Here is a 17,754-nt window from a genome sequence, read left to right on the forward strand (position 1 = left end):
TGCTTGGTTTCAACGCCGAGTGGCGTTAATGAAGTGGGTAGAAAATCGAACATCGGGTTGATCCCGAAGCAGTTCTTGAATCCGGCTCAGCGCCGTGTCCAGATGAGGCTGCTTCCAGTCCATGGCACGTGCGGCGCCTTCTTTGGGCATGTACTTCCAGGTGATCCACACGTAGTCTTCGAGATTGAGCTCTTGCAGTCCCATGCGCGCTGCGTCGGCCAGCATTTGCAATAGGCTGTCCGGATCGGGCTGTACTTCGACCGGTATGTTGTTGTCGGCATAGCTGCGCCAGATCGAATTGGCGTCCGGCGAGACGCCCGAGAGGAACCACTGCGCCTCGTTGAACAGATTGCACGGCGAGCTACCGGCCTGAATGCCATGGGGCGGTACCGGCGCTTTGGCGTGAAACCATTGGGCGGGCGCTGCGGGATCGCTGAATGGACCCCAGGGCTGCATCACTGACCACCAATGGGTCACCGGGCCGAGCCACCTTGCTTGCTGGGACGAACTCAAGGCAGGCCAAACGCGCTGCATGACGCGCGGGTCCTGGTAGCGAAACAGCACGCTGTCTTCCTCGCGGGGTGGGCGCTGATCGCCCAGGTTGACCCAATGTCGGACGATGGCCTGGGGCGAAGCGGGGCTGATGACGACACCACAAAAATCCTGTTTCGTGACGCGCTCGTTAGCCTGTTGCGCAGCGAACTCCAGACAACGCGCCAACCATGCGCGCAAGACCCCGGTTTTGAATCCTGGGGTAGGAGCGATCAGCTCCTCAGGCAACTCCAGCAAGACAGGGGCGTGCTCTTCGCGGTGCTCGAAGTAGCCGTCAGGCACGATGACGCGATCGCGCATCCATTTGGAAAACTGATCGGCCAGCCCCTGCACCAAAGGGTTCTCTTCGCAGCGGTTGAACAGCAGGTAGGCCCGCGGGAGAACCGGCTCCCTTGAGGTTCTGGATGCCACCTCGCTCGAGTCCGTAGACGCGGGAACAGTCGAGGCACTCCAGCCTTGGATCAACGCATCGACCAACCCCGAGAAATGGGCGCTGTTCCCTTCGGTAACTGCGTCGTCGTTCATCGGCGCTCGACCGAGTTTCCGCCCTTGTCCGCAGCGTGTTCCTTGGTAGCGCAGGCCTTGCCGTTCACCGGCTTGGTGGGCTGAGAGTCCGCAGGAACCTGGCTGTGGACTTCCGCATGGTTGGTGTACTTGCCAGTGGTGCCCTTCGTAATGCGACCAGCGCTGTATTCACCATAGCTGCCCCCGCCATTGATCGTCAGCCGGGTCTTGGCCGTGATATTGATGACGTCGGCGGTCAGCTCGATCTTGTCCTTGGCCATCAGCTTGATGGAGTTCTTGAGTGCCTTGATTTCGATGTCGGCCTGGGCGGCAATCACCTCCATGCCGTTTTGCATGGCATAGACCTTGAACGCCTCCAGCGCAACGGCGATCAGACTGCCGCCGCTGTTGATGCTGGTGTGTTTGGAACTGGTGATCTGCGTGTGTTCAACGCTGGCGATGTGCGTGGAACCGCCCGAGGTGACGGCAACACCGCTCGGACTGGCAAGCACCAGATGCGGTTCGGCCAACTCCGGGAACTGACCCTGTTGCGGATTTCCACCGCTGCCCTTGATGGTGTCGTTCTGCTTCTTGAGGGCCTTGGCGATCGCATCCTGGTCGCCCTTGATTTGAGCCTCGCTGGTGCGGGCCGCATCGGACTGCCCCTCGACCAGATCGCGGGCCAGCGTGAGGCGCGAGAGCGCATCGCCCAGGTCTTTGGCATGCCCAGCGGCATCCATGCGGGCCTCGGTGGTGATGAGCATGCCGTCTGCGGCGCGCATGACACCGTGGCCATCGGTGCGCAGCTCGTAGCCGTGGCCACGTCGGTCTTTGCGTCCGGCATTGTCTTCAACGCGGGTGATGGCGCCCAGGCTCAATGAGCTGCACTGGTGGTCGCTCTTGAGTTGGGCCTGAATTGCCCCGGCCGTGTCGTCCAGAACGAGTTGGTTGCTGCGCCCTGCCGAGCCATTGCCGCCACCGCCGACGAGTTCGCGCGAGCGATACCCTGACAACGCCGCCTGCTCGGGCAGCTTGTACGGCGGCATGTTCATCTGGTTGTAGACCTGCCCCATGCAGATGGGCAGGTCGGGGTCGCCACCGAAGAACTCGATGACGACCTCCTGGCCAATGCGGGGGAGGTGCATTGCGCCGAGTTGGTTGCCCGCTCCCGGGGCGCACACGCGCACCTTGCAGGAACTTTTCTGGTTGAACTGGCCGTCCCGGTCCCAGGGAAACTGGACCGTGACACGGCCGTATTCGTCGGTCCAGATGTTCTGGCCCGGCGGGCCGACGACGACCGCGTTCTGTGGACCGCCCGTCTTGGGCTTGGGGCGTGTGAACGCGGGGCGCAACTCTTCCTTGATCGGGTGCGCGGTGAAGTCGACGCTTACCTTCCAGTTCTGCGAACCGCCGGGGGACGCATCGCTCGTCTGGCTGTCCTGGCCGACGTCTTCGATCACGAAGTCCGTATCCAGGATCAGGTACTCGGCATTCGCACCTTCGCGTGGGTGCTTGTGCATGCGAAACGTGCAGCCCGGCACCATGCCCCGCAGATTGCCTGCGGCCTGTGCTCGCGCGCCATCGGTGCGCAGGTTCTCCATGCGCAGCCGGGCGACGGCTCGGCCTTCGGTGGACGGATCGTTGGGGCCGGCCGCTCCGGCCTCGGGCTGCGCGAAATGACTGCCGCCAACGCTTGCGTGGTATTGGTACACCTCAGCGTTGGCCTGGCTCGTGGGGCGCGGATCGCTGTTTCGTGCAGTCAGTTGGGCTTTGCTGCGCGTGTAGTCGTACTCTCGCGTGACGTAAGCACCGCTGGTGAGCCGACTGCGCGGGGCAAAGTGATGGATGTACTCGGCATCGGTCTTGTAGCCCGGGGTATGAAATTCGAGGTTCGCGTAGGCGGCACTGGGGCATTCCCGAAAGGCCGCCATCGCATCGGACAAGACCAGGCGATGCGCACCGTCGCTGTGCTCGAAGTGGTAGTTGATGCCGTACTCCTGGCACAGGCGCTCGAAAAATTCAAAGTCGCTCTCGTTCCATTGGACGCAATAGTCGCGAACCGGATAGGCGTCGTACAGCCGCTTCTCGACGGGGAACGAGTAGTCGCCCAGCAACTGGTCGAGCGTGCTGACGACCGTCTGGTCCTGGTAGATCTTGCAATCGCAATTGCGCGTTGCAAGGTACAGCCACGGGCGGATGACGAAGCGATAGACGACGTGGCGCCCCGCCTCTCCTTCCATGGAAGCTTCTGTCACGATGCCGCTGATCTGCCGCACACCGGCACCCATGCCGCTGGTACTGGCACCCACGGTGCCGACCCGCAGTTCGCCGGAGCCATCCAGCTCTATCGCACAGGTGATCTCACGCCCGACGAAGTCGTTGAGGTTGAAATCGGCCGCGCCGCTTGCACCGTGGGTCAGTGCATCGGGGGTCTTGAGGATGAGTTCGTACTCACACAGGCTGTTGACGCCTTCGCGGCCGGAGAACCGCACGGGCTCCAGCGCGGGACGCCCTTGAACCAATGGGATGGCCGGGCCGGTAACCGAAAGAGTTTGGGACACGCGCAACAGACCTCATGGATGGCAATCCGAAAAGTCTGGGGCACGCGGGACGTCCACATTCGCAAACAATAGTCAAACGACCACCATCACAAGAATGGGCGCACAAGAATGCCCAAAATTCACGCGTCAGGAATGCAGGGAACCCTGGAAGTTCATGCCGATGGGCTCGGACCATCGAGCAAACGAGTCATCGAATGAAGCCCCGTCTGCAACATGCATACGTGTGGGGCAATGCAAGCGGTAGCACCGAAGCGCGGCATTGCCGCTACGCCGGCTTTCAGGCCTTCAGGCCGCCACAACCTCTCGCGGCGCCGGCTCCTTCGACGGCACCGGCATGTGCTGCGCCCAGTCGATGATTTCCAGCGTGCCGTCCGCGTGCTCGGCCAGGGCCGTCAGGCTCTCGACCCAGTCGCCGTCGTTGCAGTAAAGAATGCCGTCGATGTCGCGCATCTCGGCATGGTGGATGTGGCCGCAGACCACGCCCTGCGCGCCACGGTTGCGGGCCTCGCGCGCCACGGCTGCCTCGAAGTCGCCCACGTAGCTCACGGCGCGCTTGACCTTGCCCTTGAGGTATTTGGAAAGCGACCAGTACGGCAGCCCCATGCGCGCGCGCAGCGAGTTGAGGTGCCGGTTGAGCTTGAGCGTGAATTCGTAGAGCGAGTCGCCCACGTAGGCGAGCCACTTGGCGCACTGGATCACGCCGTCGAACAGGTCGCCGTGAATGATCCACAGCTTGCGGCCGTCGGCGGTTTCATGGATCCATTCGTCGGCAACGTCGATGCCGCCGAAGTTGTGGTTGAGGTACTTGCGGGCAAACTCGTCGTGGTTGCCCGGGATGAAGATCACGCGCGTGCCCTTGCGTGCCTTGCGCAGCAGCTTCTGGATCACGTCGTTATGCGCCTGCGGCCAGTACCAGTGGCGCTTGAGCTGCCAGCCGTCGATGATGTCGCCGACCAGGAACAGGGTCTCGCACTCGGTGTGCTTGAGAAAGTCGAGCAGCGCGCGGGCCTGGCAACCGGGCGTGCCCAGGTGCAGGTCGGAGATCCAGAGCGTGCGGAAGTGCAGCGGTGGACGCTGGCGATCTTCGTCCTCCGGTTCCGACTGAATCGGGGACTGGACCGCTGTGTCGCGCCATGCGCGCAGGAAAGCATCGTCGCGTTGCATGGACGGGTAGGCTCCCACTGCCACGTGACCGGACGATGGCGCCCCCGTGACATCCCGGTGACTTGTCGCCGCCCGGCAACGCCACAATCGCGCGATGCGCCCTGGCCAGATCATCGTTCTTGCGACCCCTGTGTTCTTTCTTCTGATTGCGATCGAGTTCGCGGTCGGCCGCGTGCGCGCGCGCCGCGGCACGGGGCACGACACCTACCGGCTGGCCGATGCGGTCAACAGCATCGGGCTGGGCATGCTGAGCCAGATCAGCGCGGTGCTCACCGGCCTCTTGCGCATCGGCATCTACACCGCCGTGTATTCGGCAGTGGCGCTGTTTCCGCAAGAGGCGGCCCGCGATTTCTGGACCACCTGGTACGGCTGGCTGCTGGCGCTGGTGTTCTACGACTTCTGCTACTACTGGCTGCACCGCATGGGCCACGAGTCGGCGGTGCTGTGGGCGGCGCACGTGGTGCACCACCAGAGCCAGCACTACAACCTGTCGACCGCGCTGCGGCAGACCTCGAGCGGTGCGTTGTTCGGCTGGCTCTTCTACCTGCCGATGGCGGTGGCGGGCGTGCCGCCGGTGGTGTTCGCCATCGTGTCGCTGGTCGACCTGCTCTACCAGTTCTGGGTGCACACCGAGCAGGTCGGAAAGCTCGGCTGGTTCGACCGCTGGTTCTGCTCGCCATCGAACCACCGCGTGCACCACGCCGTGAACGACAGCTACCTGGACCGCAACTACGGCGGCATCCTGATCGTGTGGGACCGCATGTTCGGCACCTTCCGCGAAGAAGACGAGCGCTGCGTCTACGGCACGCGCGGCGAGCTGCGCAGCTGGGACCCGCTGTGGGCCAACGCCGAGGTGTACTGGACGCTGGCAAAAGACTCGTGGCACGCGCGCAGCTGGGCCGACAAGCTGCGCGTGTGGCTCAAGCCGCCGGGCTGGCGCCCGGCCGACGTGGCGGTGCGCTTTCCGAAACCGGCCTTCGACATCACCAAGGTCACGCGCTACGAGCCGCCCGTGAGCCGCGGCGTTCAATGGTTTGCCGGCCTGCAGTTCCTGCTGTTGCTGGCGGGCGTGGCCCTCTTTCTCTGGTTTTCCGACGACATGCCGCTGCAACGCTCGTCTGTCTGGCTGGCTGCGCTGACGGCGAGCCTGTGGGCCATCGGTGGCGTGCTGCAGGGGCGCCTTTCGGTCACCGAAGTGCTGCTGGTGGAAGCCGCCGCCTTCGCCACCGCCAGCGCGGCGCTGGACATTGCGTGGCTGCACTACATCTTCAAGCCGCTGGCGCTGTCGATTGCCATCTTCTTCGCGGCGCGGCGGGCCATGCGGGCAGGCGCACGGAGCCACCGCCTGTTCGACGGACTGCTTCTCGCGGGGCTGGTCGGCTCGCTCGCGGGCGATGTTCTGCTGATGGGCTCCGCCCGCCTGTTCGTGCCCGGCCTCGTGTGCTTTCTGCTCGCGCACCTGGCGTACATCGCGCTCTTTCGCATCGGCGTCGGCCTGTTCCCGCGCCGCGGCGCGCTGGCGGTGACGCTGCTGATCGGCGTGGCGATGTATGCGTTTCTCTGGCAGGGCGGGCTGCCGCCGGCCTTGCGCATTCCGGTCGGTGTCTATGTGCTGGTGATCGCCTGCATGGCGGCACAGGCCATCGGGCGGGCCGCTGTGCTGCACGATGCCGACCCGTCGGCGCGGTGGGTGGCGGTGGGCGCGTGCTTCTTCATGCTGAGCGACGCGCTGCTGGCGACGAACCGGTTCGTGACGCCCCTGCCGCTGGCGTCGCTGTGGGTGCTGGCGACGTACTACGTGGCGCAGGTATTGATCGTGCGGCACGCACGCCCGGCTGCCTCGTCTTGAATTCCTCCCTCCCTCCCGGGGGAGGGTCGGGGTGGGGGCCAGCGGCCTTTGAAGATCGCTGCTTTTGCGAGGGCCGTCAGCCCCCATCCCAGCCTTCCACCGAAGGGGAAGGAGCAAGAAAGAAATGCAGCGCCGCTAGGCGGGCAGCCGGCCCATCTTCGGCGAGCCGATCTCGAACGATGCCGTTTGAATGAGGCCGTTCTTGACCACGTAGACGCAAACCATCTCCACGGTCCCCACACCCTCTGGAAAATTGCGCGTCACCACCTCGTGGTCGATCACGACATTCCCCATGACCGAGCGCTGCAGCAGGTGCGCATGGAGGTCGGGCTCCATGAAGCGAACCTCGGAGCGGGCGCGCAGCTCTGCGTGCCCGGAAGCCAGCAGCTTTCCCGCCAGTTCGTATTGGCGGGCGTCTTCGGCATAGGTCGCCAGCCAGGCCTCGAGGTCCTTGGCGTTGTAGGCGGCCAGTTGGCGCTGCACCACTGCTTCTGCGGAAGAATGGAGCGCCATGGGCTCAGTCCGCGCAGCGCTGGATTTCCACTGTCGAGTGCCGGATCTCTTCGTGCATCGAGAAGCAGGCGCGCACCTCGTCGGCCGTCAGCGTCGGCGAGTGCGTGACCACCGTGAGCGCGCAGGCATAGGCGCCGCGGCCCACGCGCCACACGTGCAGGTCGGCCACGCGGGTTTCCGAATCGGCCAGCATGGTCTCGACGCCTTCGCGGATCTCGGCCGTCACGGGGTGGTCCATCTCTCGGTCGAGCAGCACCTTGCCGGTTTCCTTCAGCAGCCCCTTGGCCCAGACCGCGACCAGCACCGCGCCGACGATGCCCATGGCCGGGTCGAGCCAGGCCCAGCCATAGAACCAGCCGCCCAGCAGCGCCGCGATGGCCAGCACCGAGGTGGCGGCGTCCGCCACCACGTGGAGGTAGGCGGAGCGCAGGTTCAGGTCGTGGCCATGATCGTCGTGCGCGTGATGATCGTGCGCATGGTGGTCATGCCCGTGCCCCGCATGGTCGTGCCCGTGGCCATGGTGGGTGCCGCCCAGCAGCCGCGCGCAGACCAGGTTGACCACCAGCCCCAGCACCGCCACCGAAATCGCCTCGGGGTAGTGAATGGCCGAAGGCGACCACAGCCGCTCCAGCGAGCCCACCACCATCAGCGCCGCGATGCCCAGCAGCACCAGCGCGCTCGCGAAGCCGCCGAGCACCTCGATCTTCCAGGTGCCGAAGGCAAAGCGCGGGTCGCGTGCGTAGCGCCGCGCGGCGGCATAGGCAAAGGCGCTCAGGCCGATGGCCAGCGCGTGCGAACTCATGTGCCAGCCGTCGGCCAGCAGCGCCATCGAGTTGAACCACCAGCCGGCACCGATCTCGACAACCATCATCGCGGCGGTGATCCACATCACGAGCCGCGTGCTGCGCTCGGCCGAGGCGGTGTCGGCGCCGAAGTGGTGGTCGTGCTGCCAGGCGCTCAGGTCATGGGTGTGCATGGGTTTATCTCTCTGTCTCTCGAACTCAGGCGCCGAAGAGGTCTTGCCCGTCCGAACGGCTCGACGGCGGCGTCACGCCCAGGTGGCGGTAAGCCGCCAGCGTGGCGATGCGCCCGCGCGGCGTGCGCTGCAGGTAGCCCTGCTGGATGAGGTAGGGCTCGATCACGTCTTCGATGGTGTCGCGCTCTTCGCCGATGCTGGCGGCCACGTTGTCCAGCCCGACCGGGCCGCCGTCGAAGCGGTGGATCACGGCCTCGAGCAGCTTCCGGTCCATCAGGTCGAAGCCCTGCGGATCGACGTCCAGCATGGCCAGTGCCTTGTGGGCGATGTCCTCGGTGATGCGGCCGTTGCCCTTCACCTCGGCGTAGTCGCGCACGCGGCGCAGCAGGCGGTTGGCAATGCGGGGCGTACCGCGCGAGCGGCGGGCGATCTCGAAGCCGCCGGTCTCGTCGGTCTCGACCTTCAGCAGGCGGGCGCTGCGGGTGACGATCAGCGCCAGCTCTTCGGGTGTGTAGAACTCCAGCCGCGCGACGATGCCGAAGCGGTCGCGCAGCGGGTTGGTCAGCATGCCGGCGCGGGTGGTGGCGCCCACCAGCGTGAAGGGCTGCAGGTCGAGCTTGATGCTGCGCGCCGCGGGGCCCTCGCCGATCATGATGTCGATCTGGTAGTCCTCCAGCGCGGGGTACAGGATTTCTTCGACGACCGGGCTCAGGCGGTGAATTTCGTCGATGAAGAGCACGTCGTTCGGCTCCAGGTTGGTCAGCAGCGCCGCCAGGTCCTTGGGCTTTTCGAGCACCGGGCCCGAGGTCTGGCGCAGGTTGACGCCCAGCTCGGCCGCGATGATGTGCGACAGCGTGGTCTTGCCCAGGCCGGGCGGGCCGAACAGCAGCACGTGGTCGAGCGCCTCCTTGCGCTTGCGCGCGGCGCCGATGAAGATTTCCAGCTGCTCGCGCACCTTGGCCTGGCCGACGTACTCGTCGAGCAGCTTGGGGCGCAAGGCCCTCTCGATCGCCTCTTCGTTCGGCGAAGCGGGGGCGGCGGACACCACGCGTTGGGGGGCGGGCGCGAAATCGTCGGTCTGGATGGTCATTTGGTGGGTTTCCAGACTGAGTTTAGTGCCGAGCGCCGCGCCGGGCTGCCCCAAGCAAGCGAGCGGCCCCCTCGGGGGGCAGCAAGGACACGAAGTGCCGAGCGTGGGGGCCATTCTTCACTGGCAGAATGCTTCGGCCACATAACGAACGAGGGGAAGCCAGCACGTGTCGATCTACGAACTGAAGCCGCGTTTCCAGGCCCTGCTGCGGCCTCTGGTGGTCCGCCTGCATGCGATGGGCGTCACCGCCAACCAGGTCACGATGGCGGCATGCGTCGTATCGGTCGCGCTCGGGCTCTGGCTTTTCTTCGCGGCGCACCACCTCTCGTCCCTTGCAGCCTTCGGGCTCGTTCCGGCCTGGATGTTCCTGCGCATGGCCTTCAATGCCATCGACGGCATGCTGGCGCGGGAGCACAACCAGCAAAGCAAGCTGGGCGCCTTTCTCAACGAACTGACCGACGTGGTTTCCGACGCCGCGCTCTACCTGCCGTTCGCGCTGGTGGCACCGTTCAGCCCGTTCTGGGTCGGCACCGTCATCGTGCTGGCGGGCCTGAGCGAATTCGCCGGCGCGCTGGGCCCGACGGTGGGCGCCTCGCGCCGCTACGACGGGCCGCTGGGCAAGAGCGACCGGGCGTTCGTGTTCGGCGCACTCGGCCTCTACGTGGCGCTGGGCGGACCGCTGCCGGGCTGGACGGCCTGGCTGATGCCGCTGCTGGCGGCGCTGGTGGCCTGGACCACCGTCAACCGCATTCGCCGCGCACTGGCCGAAGCCGATGCGGCCGGCCGCTGACCACACACACACATACATACCAAGACAAGATTCACAGGGATTCAATGACAGAAAACATCACCCCACGCATTGCCGAAGAGCGTCACTTCCAGACGCACGACGGCGAATCGCTTTTCTATCGCCACTGGCCGGCCACGGGCGCCGCGCGGCGCGGCGCCATTGTGCTGTTCCACCGCGGCCACGAGCACGGCGCGCGCATGGCGCACCTGGTCGACGAGCTGAACCTGCCCGACTTCGACTTCTTCGCCTGGGACGCGCGCGGCCACGGCCGCTCGCCGGGCCAGCGCGGCTACAGTCCGAGCTTCGGCACTTCGGTGCGCGACGTGCAGACCTTCGTGCACCACATCGGCAGCGCGCACGGCGTGCCCGAGCAAGACATCCACGTGGTGGCGCAGAGCGTGGGCGCGGTGCTCATCGCCACCTGGGCGCACGATTACGCGCCCAAGGTGCGCGGGCTCACGCTGGCCTCGCCGGCCTTCAAGGTGAAGCTCTACGTGCCGTTCGCGCGCGCCGGGCTGGGGCTGATGCACAAGCTGCGCGGCCTGTTCTTCGTCAACAGCTACGTGAAGGCGAAGTTCCTCACGCACGATCCGCAGCGCATTGCCAGCTACGAGAGCGATCCGCTCATCTCGCGGCCCATCGCGGTCAACATCCTGCTGGGCCTGTACGAAGCAGCAGACCGCGTGGTGGCCGACGCCAACGCGATCACGCTGCCGGTGCAACTGCTCATCTCCGGCGCCGACTGGGTGGTGCATCACAAGCCGCAGCACCAGTTCTTCGAGCGGCTGGGCAGCGCCGTGAAGACCAAGACCGAACTGCCGGGCTTCTTCCACGACACGCTGGGCGAAAAAGACCGGGCGCCCGCGGTGGCGCAGATCCGCGAATTCATCCTGCAGCGCTTCGACGAGCCGGCCGTGCCGGTCGACCGCCGCGAGGCGCACCTCGCCGGCGACACAGCCGACGAATCGCGCGCGCTGGCCGAACCGCTGTCGCCGCTGTCGCCCCGCGGCGCCTACTGGGCCATGACGCGCGGCGGCCTGCGCGTGGGCGGCGCGTTGTCCAGCGGCATCGCGCTGGGCCACGCCACCGGTTTCGACTCGGGCAGCACGCTCGACTACGTCTACCGCAACCACCCCGAGGGCAAGGGCGCGCTGGGCCGGTCGATCGACAACACCTACCTGAACTCCATCGGCTGGCGCGGCATCCGCCAGCGCAAGATCCACGTCGAGGAGCTGCTGCGCATCGCCATGGAGCGGCTGGCCGAAATGCACCGCGAAGTGCGCGTGATGGACATCGCCGCCGGCCATGGCCGCTACGTGCTCGACGCGGTGCTGGCGAGCCCCGTCAAGGCGGCGTCGATCCTGCTGCGCGACTACAGCGACATCAACGTGCGCGACGGCCGCGCGCTCATCGCCGAGAAGGGCCTGGAAGACGTTGCGCAGTTCGTGCAGGCCGATGCCTTCGACCGCATCAGCCTGGCGAGCGTGACGCCGCGGCCCACGCTGGCCGTGGTGTCGGGCCTGTACGAGCTGTTCCCCGACAACGAGATGGTCAAGCGCTCGCTCGCGGGCGTGGGCGACGCGGTGGAAGACCGCGGCTACCTCGTCTACACCGGCCAGCCGTGGCATCCGCAGCTCGAGATGATCGCCCGCGCGCTCACCAGCCACCGCCAGGGCGAGGCCTGGGTGATGCGCCGCCGCACGCAGGTCGAGATGGACCAGCTGGTCGAAGAAGCGGGCTTCCGCAAGATCGACCAACGCGTGGACGAGTGGGGCATCTTCACGGTTTCGTTGGCGGTGCGCACCGGGCGATGAAAGCCTGGTTCGGGCAACGCCCCTGGAAGCGCGCCGCCGCATGGCTCGTGTTTTTAGGGCCGCTGTTCTACGCGACCTACGGCTTCGCCAACTGGTGGGCCACCACCCGCGCGAACGTGCCGTCGATGGCCTTCGACTGGGAGCGGCAGATACCGTTCTGGCCGTGGACGATCTTTCCGTACTGGACGATCAACGTGTTCTACGCGCTGTCGCTGTTCCTGGCGCGCAGCAAGCACACGCTCGACCGGCATGCGCTGCGGCTGGTCACCGCGACGCTCATCGCCTGCACCTGCTTCATCGTGTGGCCGCTGCACTTCAGCTTCGGCCAGCCGCCGGTCGATGGCGCACCGGCTTTTCTGTTCAACGCGCTGCGCGGCTTCGACCAGCCATTCAACCAGGCGCCGTCGCTGCACATCGCGCTCGCCGTGATCCTGTGGGACTGGTACAGGCAATTCATCCGGCCGCTGTGGGCGCGGCTGGTGCTGCACGTGTGGGCCTTCGCGATCTGCGCGTCGGTGCTCACGACCTGGCAGCACCACTTCATCGACATACCGACCGGCGCGCTGCTCGGGCTGGTGTGCGTGTGGCTGTGGCCGCTGGAGCGCGTGGTGTCGATGCGGCGCGCCTGGCGGGTCACGCGCTTTGCCCGGGACAGGCAACGCTGGAAGCTCGCGGGCTTCTATGCCGTGGGCGCGGCGCTGTTCCTGGCCGCCGCGCTGCGTGGCGGCGGCGCATGGCTGTGGCTGGCGTGGCCGGCCGCGTCGCTGGCCTTCGTGGCGCTCAACTACATCGGCTTCGGTGCACGCGGCTTCCAGATGAACGGACGCGGGCGCATGGGCTGGGCCGCGCGCTGGATGTTCGCGCCCTACCGGCTGGGCGCCGCCATCAACGCCTGGCTCTGGACGCGCAAGCTGCCGGCCTCGGTCGAGGTGGTGCCGGGCGTGCGCCTGGGCCGCCGGCCGACGCACGCCGAATGGCTCGCGGCCGGCAAGCCCCGCCTCGTCAGCCTGTGCGCCGAGCTGCAGGTTCCGGCCGGCGCGGCGCCGCTTGCGCGCTGCGTGCCGCTGCTCGACCTGACGGTGCCGCCGACGGTACGGCTGCAGCGTGCGGCGGCCGTCATCGAAGGCCAGCGCCGGAACGCCGACGGTGCCACAGTGTGGGTGTGCTGCGCGCTCGGCTTCTCGCGCAGCGCCGCGGCGGTGGTCGCCTGGCTGGGCCGCTACGGCCAGGCCGGTGGCATCGCCCAGGCCGAGGACACGGTGCGCCGCGCACGGCCGCAGATCGTGCTGCGGGATGCCTGGCGGATGTCATTGGAGCCGCTGCAACCTTTACCGGAGGTACCGCGCCATGACCGATGACAACAACGAACGAACCACCTGCGCCGCGCTGGCCAGCCTGCTGCGCGCGGTAACCGTGCTGGCCCTGTGGGGCTTCGCGCTCACCTGCATCTCGGCGCTGGTGCTCGCGCTGACGCTGCGCTCGCTCTCGACCACCGCCACCATGGGCTTCGGCGCGGTGGTGATCCTGGGCGCGCTGGAGCGCTACTTCGCGTTCCGGCTGCGCTTCGACCAGGCGCTGTTCGACGGCCTGGCGCGCAACACCGTCGCCTCGCTGGAAGCACTGGACAAGGCGCTTGCCGCGCTCGGCCTGCGCGACGCGCCACCATCGCAACACGCCACCCGGCCGCTCGACGACCGCGTGCAGGGCACCCGGCAGCTCATGCAGCGCCATGCCATCGTGGTCGCCTGCCAGAGCGCCATGTTTCTCCTTGCCTTGATGACACAGGACCTCTCTTGAACGAAGAAGACAACAACAAGAAAAACGACAGCGCACCGGCGCCAGCACCCGTGCCGGCACCGGCCACCCCGCAGGAAAGCACGGTGCTGCGGCGCGGGCTGGCCATCGTCGCGGGCAAGCTGATCATCGGCGTGGCCGGCCTGCTGACCGGCGTGCGCGCGATCTGGTCGGGCACCACGCCCAAGGCCGAGCAAACGCTGTACTTTGCCAACCACACCAGCCACGGCGACTTCGTGCTGCTGTGGGCAACGTTGCCGCCCGACCTGCGCGCGCTCACGCGGCCCGTGGCGGGGCAGGACTACTGGGAGGCCTCGAAGCTGCGCAACTTCATCGGCAAGGACGTGTTCAATGCGCTGATGATCCGGCGCGACGGCTCGGGCCAGGGCGGCAACCCGGTCGACCAGATGAAGGAAGCGCTGGAAGGCGGCGACTCGCTCATCATGTTCCCCGAGGGCACGCGCAACACGGGCGACGACATCCTGCTGCCGCTGAAAAGCGGCCTGTTTCACCTGGCGCGCGCCTGCCCCAACGTGCGGCTGGTGCCGGTGTGGATCGAGAACCTCAAGCGCGTGCTGCCCAAGGGCACGCTGGTGCCGATTCCGCTGGCCTGCACGGTGCGCTTCGGCGCGCCGATCAGGCTGGAAGAAAGCGAAGACAAGAACACCTTCATTGCCCGCGCGCGAAACGCCATGCTCGACCTTCGCCCCGAATACGACCGCAACGACAAGGCCGAGGGCGCCGCATCATGATCGAGATGTCTCCTTTCGCCTGGACCACCTTCAAGCTCTTCGGCGGCGTCTTCGGCGTGCTGGTGCTGGCTTCGGCCATCGGCGCGATGCTCAAGTGGCGCGTCGCGCACGGCCAGCCGCATTCGGTCATCGACAACCTCAACTCGCGCGTGAATGCGTGGTGGGTGATGGTGGCGGTCATCGGCCTGGCCTTCGCGTTCGGCAAGGGCGGCGTGATCGTGCTGTTCTACCTGATCTCGTTCTATGCGCTGCGCGAGTTCATCAGCCTGGCCTACACGCGGCGCGGCGACCACGGCGCCATCGCGCTGGCTTTCTTCGTGGCGCTGCCGGGCCAGTACTTCCTGATCTGGATCGACTGGTACGGGCTGTACTCGATCTACATCCCGGTCTACGCCTTCCTGCTGCTGCCCATTCTTGCGGCGCTGGGCGGCGACACGCAGCGCTTCCTGGAGCGCACCACCAAGATCCAGTGGGGCCTGATGGTGTGCGTGTTCTGCATCAGCCACGTGCCCGCGCTGCTCACGCTGCAGATTCCGGGCTTCGAGGGCCGCAACCTGCTGCTGATCGCCTTCCTGGTGATCGTGGTGCAGGGCAGCGACGTGCTGCAGTACGTGTGGGGCAAGCTGTTCGGCAAGCGCAAGGTGGCGCCCGAGTTGTCGCCTTCCAAGACCTGGGAAGGGCTGATCGGCGGCGTGGCGAGCGCCACCGCGATGGGTGCCGCGCTCTACTGGGCCACGCCGTTCAACCCGTGGCAGGCCGCGCTGATGGCGCTCACGATCTGCCTCATGGGCTTCTTCGGCGGGCTCGTCATGTCGGCCATCAAGCGCGACCGCGGCGTGAAAGACTGGGGCTCGATGATCGAAGGCCACGGCGGCATGCTCGACCGGCTCGACTCGGTGATCTTCGCCGCGCCGATCTACTTCCACGCACTGCGCTACTGGTGGGTGCCGTGAGCACTGCGGCCGTCAAGAAAACCGCGAAGACCGCGTCGCTCAAGACGGAGCGCACCGTGGACGACACGCCGATGGCATGCGCCAACGCCGCCGCCCTTGTGCGCTGGTACAAGCGCCACCACGCCACCCATGCCGGCGTGTGGCTGCGCATCGCGAAGAAGGCGAGCGGCATCGCCTCCGTCGACCACCCGGAGGCGCTCGAGATCGCGCTGTGCTACGGCTGGATCGACGGGCAGCGCAAGAGCGAAGACACGCAGTACTTCCTGCAGCGCTTCACGCCGCGCACGCAGCGCAGCACGTGGTCGCAGATCAACCGCGCCAAGGTGCTGAAGCTCATCGACGAAGGCCGCATGCAGCCGGCCGGGTTGGCCGAGGTGGAGCGCGCGAAAGCCGATGGGCGATGGGACGCAGCCTACGAAGCGGCCAGCGTGGCGAAGGTGCCGCCCGACCTGCAGGCCGCGCTGGATGCCAACAAGAAGGCCGCCGCGTTCTTCGCCAAGCTGGATGCGCGCAACCGCTTCGCGATCCTGTTCCGGACACAGGGCGCAAAGAAACCCGAGACGCGCGCCAGGCGCATCGCGCAGTTCGTCGAGATGCTCGCCAAGGGCGAGAAGATCCACCCCTGAAGCCGCACGAGCGGGTTCTGGCAGACGCTCGAGCAAGCGGCCGCCCGGTGTCCGCGCAACCCTACTTGGCCAGCGCCTTCAGCGCCATCTTGATGCCGTCGCTCACCGTCGCGTCCTTCGGCAGCGCCTTGAGCGCGAGCGCGGCTTCCTTGTCGCTGTAGCCCAGCGCGATCAGCGCCTGCAGGATGTCGGCCTGCGCGTCGGAGGCCGCGTGCGACGGCAGGTCCATGTCGGCGCCCAGCTTGCCCTTGAGTTCGAGCAGAAGGCGCTCGGCGGTCTTCTTGCCGATGCCCGGGATCTTCACCAGCCGGCCGAGTTCCTGCAGCGTGATGGCCTGCGCCAGCTCGCCCACGCTCATGCCCGAGAGCAGGCCAAGCGCTGTGCGCGGGCCCACGCCGGTGATCTTGATCAGCTGGCGAAAAGCCGCTCGCTCCTCGGCGGTGCCGAAGCCGTAGAGAATCTGCGCGTCTTCACGCACGACGAAGTGCGTGAGCAGCGACACCTTCGCGCCGACGTTCGGCAGGTTGTAGAACGTGCTCATCGGCACATCGACCTCGTAACCGACTCCGTTGCAGTCCACCACGACCTGTGGCGGGTTGCGTTCGGCCAGCGTGCCGGTGAGTTTGCCTATCATGGGTGCCCTTTTTCCTTGAAATGTCCGGCGTGATTCTGCGACACACCTTTACCCCACTGAACAATTCGCGCCTCGGCCACCTGTGCGGCCCCCTGGATGCGCACCTGCGCCGCATCGAGGAAGCCCTGGGCGTGAAGATCGCGCACCGCCACGAGCAGTTCAAGGTCGACGGCCCGAAAGCCGCCGCGCAGCGCGCAATGGACGTGCTGCAGGCGCTGTACGAAATTGCCCAGCGCACCATCGACCCGGCCGTGGTGCAGCTGACGCTGGCGGGCGACGGCTCGATGATCGACGGCGACGACGATGCGGCCATGCTGGTCACGCGCCGCCCCGACCTGCGCGCGCGCACGCCGACGCAGGCGCTGTACCTGGAAAACATCGCCAAGCACGACATCACGTTCGGCATCGGCCCGGCCGGCACGGGCAAGACGTACCTGGCGGTGGCCTGCGCGGTGGATGCGCTGGAGCGCGCGGCGGTGCAGCGCATCGTGCTGACGCGCCCGGCGGTGGAAGCGGGCGAGCGGCTGGGTTTCCTGCCCGGCGACCTGACGCAGAAGGTGGACCCGTACCTGCGCCCGCTGTACGACGCGCTGTACGACCTGATGGGCTACGAGAAGGTACAGAAGGCGTTCGAGCGCAACGCACTGGAAATCGCGCCGCTGGCGTTCATGCGCGGCCGTACGCTGAACAACGCATTCGTGATCCTGGACGAGGCGCAGAACACGACACCGGAGCAGATGAAGATGTTCCTGACGCGCATCGGTTTCGGCGCGCGCGCGGTGGTGACGGGCGACGTGAGCCAGATCGATTTGCCCAAGCAGCAGTTGAGCGGGCTGATCGACGCGGAGCGGGTGCTGAAGCGGGTGAGCGGTATCGCGATCACGCATTTCACGAGTGCGGACGTGGTGCGGCATCCGCTGGTGGCGAAGATCGTGGACGCTTACGACGGCCAGCGCAAGCGTGCCGGGGCTCACTGATGCGCGCGTGCTTTCTTGTTCGTCGTGTCGTGTTTGGCGTATGTCGTTCAGGGCAGCGCTCACGCCGACGGTGTGCTCTGCTCCGCGAATGTCCCCCGCTTCGCTCCTCCTTTATTTCGCTGCGCAGAGCACACCGCCAGCGTGAGCGTTGTACGCAGCAGTCGTTGATCGGCCAGCACCACGACGGCGCCCTCGTGCGAATGGC

Annotated in this window: 16 protein-coding genes; 9 read left to right on the plus strand and 7 right to left on the minus strand. The window is 66.7% G+C overall.

The window, feature by feature from the left end:
* Positions 1 to 9: 9 nt before the first annotated feature.
* From DBV14_RS13465 to DBV14_RS13475, 3 genes are all read right to left on the minus strand, one after another.
* Positions 10 to 1,077, minus strand: a complete 1,068-nt coding sequence (locus DBV14_RS13465) for a DUF4123 domain-containing protein (RefSeq protein ID WP_124459677.1) — start codon at positions 1,075 to 1,077, stop codon at positions 10 to 12.
* Positions 1,074 to 3,617, minus strand: a complete 2,544-nt coding sequence (locus DBV14_RS13470; RefSeq protein ID WP_124459678.1) for a type VI secretion system Vgr family protein — start codon at positions 3,615 to 3,617, stop codon at positions 1,074 to 1,076. Before DBV14_RS13470 ends, DBV14_RS13465 begins: the two co-directional genes overlap by 4 nt.
* 285 nt (positions 3,618 to 3,902) lie before the next feature.
* Complete coding sequence (locus DBV14_RS13475; protein ID WP_124459679.1) at positions 3,903 to 4,781, minus strand: UDP-2,3-diacylglucosamine diphosphatase; 879 nt, start codon at positions 4,779 to 4,781, stop codon at positions 3,903 to 3,905.
* A gap of 94 nt (positions 4,782 to 4,875) precedes the next feature.
* On the opposite strand from DBV14_RS13475, the gene DBV14_RS13480 reads away from it, so the two are divergent.
* Positions 4,876 to 6,630: a lysoplasmalogenase family protein gene (locus DBV14_RS13480; RefSeq protein ID WP_124459680.1), complete on the plus strand. Its 1,755-nt coding sequence runs from the start codon at positions 4,876 to 4,878 to the stop codon at positions 6,628 to 6,630.
* Positions 6,631 to 6,765: 135 nt separating this feature from the next.
* Here the strand turns inward: DBV14_RS13480 and DBV14_RS13485 are convergent, their stop codons facing one another.
* The 3 genes from DBV14_RS13485 to ruvB are packed head-to-tail and all read right to left on the minus strand — an operon-like array spanning position 6,766 to position 9,209.
* The gene (locus DBV14_RS13485; RefSeq protein WP_124459681.1) at positions 6,766 to 7,143 is read right to left on the minus strand and encodes a nuclear transport factor 2 family protein; all 378 of its coding nucleotides are present in this window, start codon (positions 7,141 to 7,143) and stop codon (positions 6,766 to 6,768) included.
* A gap of 4 nt (positions 7,144 to 7,147) precedes the next feature.
* On the minus strand, positions 7,148 to 8,119 hold the full coding sequence (gene dmeF / locus DBV14_RS13490) for a CDF family Co(II)/Ni(II) efflux transporter DmeF (RefSeq protein ID WP_124459682.1): 972 nt from the start codon (positions 8,117 to 8,119) through the stop codon (positions 7,148 to 7,150).
* 25 nt (positions 8,120 to 8,144) lie between these two features.
* Positions 8,145 to 9,209, minus strand: coding sequence for a Holliday junction branch migration DNA helicase RuvB (gene ruvB, locus DBV14_RS13495; RefSeq protein ID WP_124459683.1), 1,065 nt, complete (start codon positions 9,207 to 9,209; stop codon positions 8,145 to 8,147).
* 166 nt (positions 9,210 to 9,375) lie between these two features.
* On the opposite strand from ruvB, the gene DBV14_RS13500 reads away from it, so the two are divergent.
* The 7 genes from DBV14_RS13500 to DBV14_RS13530 all read left to right on the plus strand — a co-directional run bounded on the left by DBV14_RS13500 (position 9,376) and on the right by DBV14_RS13530 (position 15,938).
* Positions 9,376 to 9,999 (plus strand): CDP-alcohol phosphatidyltransferase family protein, encoded by a 624-nt coding sequence (locus tag DBV14_RS13500; RefSeq protein ID WP_124459684.1) that lies wholly within the window; start codon positions 9,376 to 9,378, stop codon positions 9,997 to 9,999.
* A gap of 44 nt (positions 10,000 to 10,043) precedes the next feature.
* Positions 10,044 to 11,813: a bifunctional alpha/beta hydrolase/class I SAM-dependent methyltransferase gene (locus tag DBV14_RS13505; RefSeq protein WP_124459685.1), complete on the plus strand. Its 1,770-nt coding sequence runs from the start codon at positions 10,044 to 10,046 to the stop codon at positions 11,811 to 11,813.
* A complete protein-coding gene (locus DBV14_RS13510) occupies positions 11,810 to 13,171 on the plus strand; it encodes a phosphatase PAP2/dual specificity phosphatase family protein (protein WP_124459686.1) in 1,362 nt (453 codons plus the stop codon). Before DBV14_RS13505 ends, DBV14_RS13510 begins: the two co-directional genes overlap by 4 nt.
* Positions 13,161 to 13,610, plus strand: coding sequence for a hypothetical protein (locus DBV14_RS13515; RefSeq protein WP_124459687.1), 450 nt, complete (start codon positions 13,161 to 13,163; stop codon positions 13,608 to 13,610). Before DBV14_RS13510 ends, DBV14_RS13515 begins: the two co-directional genes overlap by 11 nt.
* Positions 13,611 to 13,693: 83 nt before the next feature.
* On the plus strand, positions 13,694 to 14,359 hold the full coding sequence (locus DBV14_RS13520) for a 1-acyl-sn-glycerol-3-phosphate acyltransferase (RefSeq protein WP_124459721.1): 666 nt from the start codon (positions 13,694 to 13,696) through the stop codon (positions 14,357 to 14,359).
* Positions 14,356 to 15,312 carry a phosphatidate cytidylyltransferase gene (locus tag DBV14_RS13525; RefSeq protein ID WP_124459688.1) on the plus strand — a complete coding sequence of 319 codons (957 nt, stop codon included), beginning with the start codon at positions 14,356 to 14,358 and terminating at the stop codon, positions 15,310 to 15,312. The genes DBV14_RS13520 and DBV14_RS13525 overlap by 4 nt, the downstream gene beginning before the upstream one ends.
* Positions 15,313 to 15,383: 71 nt before the next feature.
* Positions 15,384 to 15,938, plus strand: a complete 555-nt coding sequence (locus DBV14_RS13530) for a YdeI family protein (RefSeq protein ID WP_124459722.1) — start codon at positions 15,384 to 15,386, stop codon at positions 15,936 to 15,938.
* 61 nt (positions 15,939 to 15,999) lie between these two features.
* Here the strand turns inward: DBV14_RS13530 and ruvA are convergent, their stop codons facing one another.
* Positions 16,000 to 16,572 (minus strand): Holliday junction branch migration protein RuvA, encoded by a 573-nt coding sequence (gene ruvA / locus DBV14_RS13535; protein WP_124459689.1) that lies wholly within the window; start codon positions 16,570 to 16,572, stop codon positions 16,000 to 16,002.
* Between the two features lie 20 nt (positions 16,573 to 16,592).
* On the opposite strand from ruvA, the gene DBV14_RS13540 reads away from it, so the two are divergent.
* On the plus strand, positions 16,593 to 17,549 hold the full coding sequence (locus tag DBV14_RS13540) for a PhoH family protein (protein ID WP_185546010.1): 957 nt from the start codon (positions 16,593 to 16,595) through the stop codon (positions 17,547 to 17,549).
* Positions 17,550 to 17,754: the final 205 nt, after the last annotated feature.

Source organism: Variovorax sp. KBW07 (assembly GCF_003852515.1).
In the GTDB taxonomy this organism is placed as follows: Bacteria; Pseudomonadota; Gammaproteobacteria; order Burkholderiales; family Burkholderiaceae_C; genus Variovorax.

Excerpts from the sequence above, each read along its gene's own strand:
- DBV14_RS13530 (WP_124459722.1), top strand. The coding sequence starts at position 15,384 with ATGGCATGCGCCAACGCCGCCGCCCTTGTGCGCTGGTACAAGCGCCAC.
- ruvA (WP_124459689.1), bottom strand. The coding sequence starts at position 16,572 with ATGATAGGCAAACTCACCGGCACGCTGGCCGAACGCAACCCGCCACAG.
- DBV14_RS13485 (WP_124459681.1), bottom strand. The coding sequence starts at position 7,143 with ATGGCGCTCCATTCTTCCGCAGAAGCAGTGGTGCAGCGCCAACTGGCC.
- DBV14_RS13480 (WP_124459680.1), top strand. The coding sequence starts at position 4,876 with ATGCGCCCTGGCCAGATCATCGTTCTTGCGACCCCTGTGTTCTTTCTT.
- DBV14_RS13505 (WP_124459685.1), top strand. The coding sequence starts at position 10,044 with ATGACAGAAAACATCACCCCACGCATTGCCGAAGAGCGTCACTTCCAG.
- ruvB (WP_124459683.1), bottom strand. The coding sequence starts at position 9,209 with ATGACCATCCAGACCGACGATTTCGCGCCCGCCCCCCAACGCGTGGTG.
- dmeF (WP_124459682.1), bottom strand. The coding sequence starts at position 8,119 with ATGCACACCCATGACCTGAGCGCCTGGCAGCACGACCACCACTTCGGC.
- DBV14_RS13475 (WP_124459679.1), bottom strand. The coding sequence starts at position 4,781 with ATGCAACGCGACGATGCTTTCCTGCGCGCATGGCGCGACACAGCGGTC.
- DBV14_RS13525 (WP_124459688.1), top strand. The coding sequence starts at position 14,356 with ATGATCGAGATGTCTCCTTTCGCCTGGACCACCTTCAAGCTCTTCGGC.
- DBV14_RS13515 (WP_124459687.1), top strand. The coding sequence starts at position 13,161 with ATGACCGATGACAACAACGAACGAACCACCTGCGCCGCGCTGGCCAGC.
- DBV14_RS13510 (WP_124459686.1), top strand. The coding sequence starts at position 11,810 with ATGAAAGCCTGGTTCGGGCAACGCCCCTGGAAGCGCGCCGCCGCATGG.
- DBV14_RS13540 (WP_185546010.1), top strand. The coding sequence starts at position 16,593 with ATGTCCGGCGTGATTCTGCGACACACCTTTACCCCACTGAACAATTCG.
- DBV14_RS13465 (WP_124459677.1), bottom strand. The coding sequence starts at position 1,077 with ATGAACGACGACGCAGTTACCGAAGGGAACAGCGCCCATTTCTCGGGG.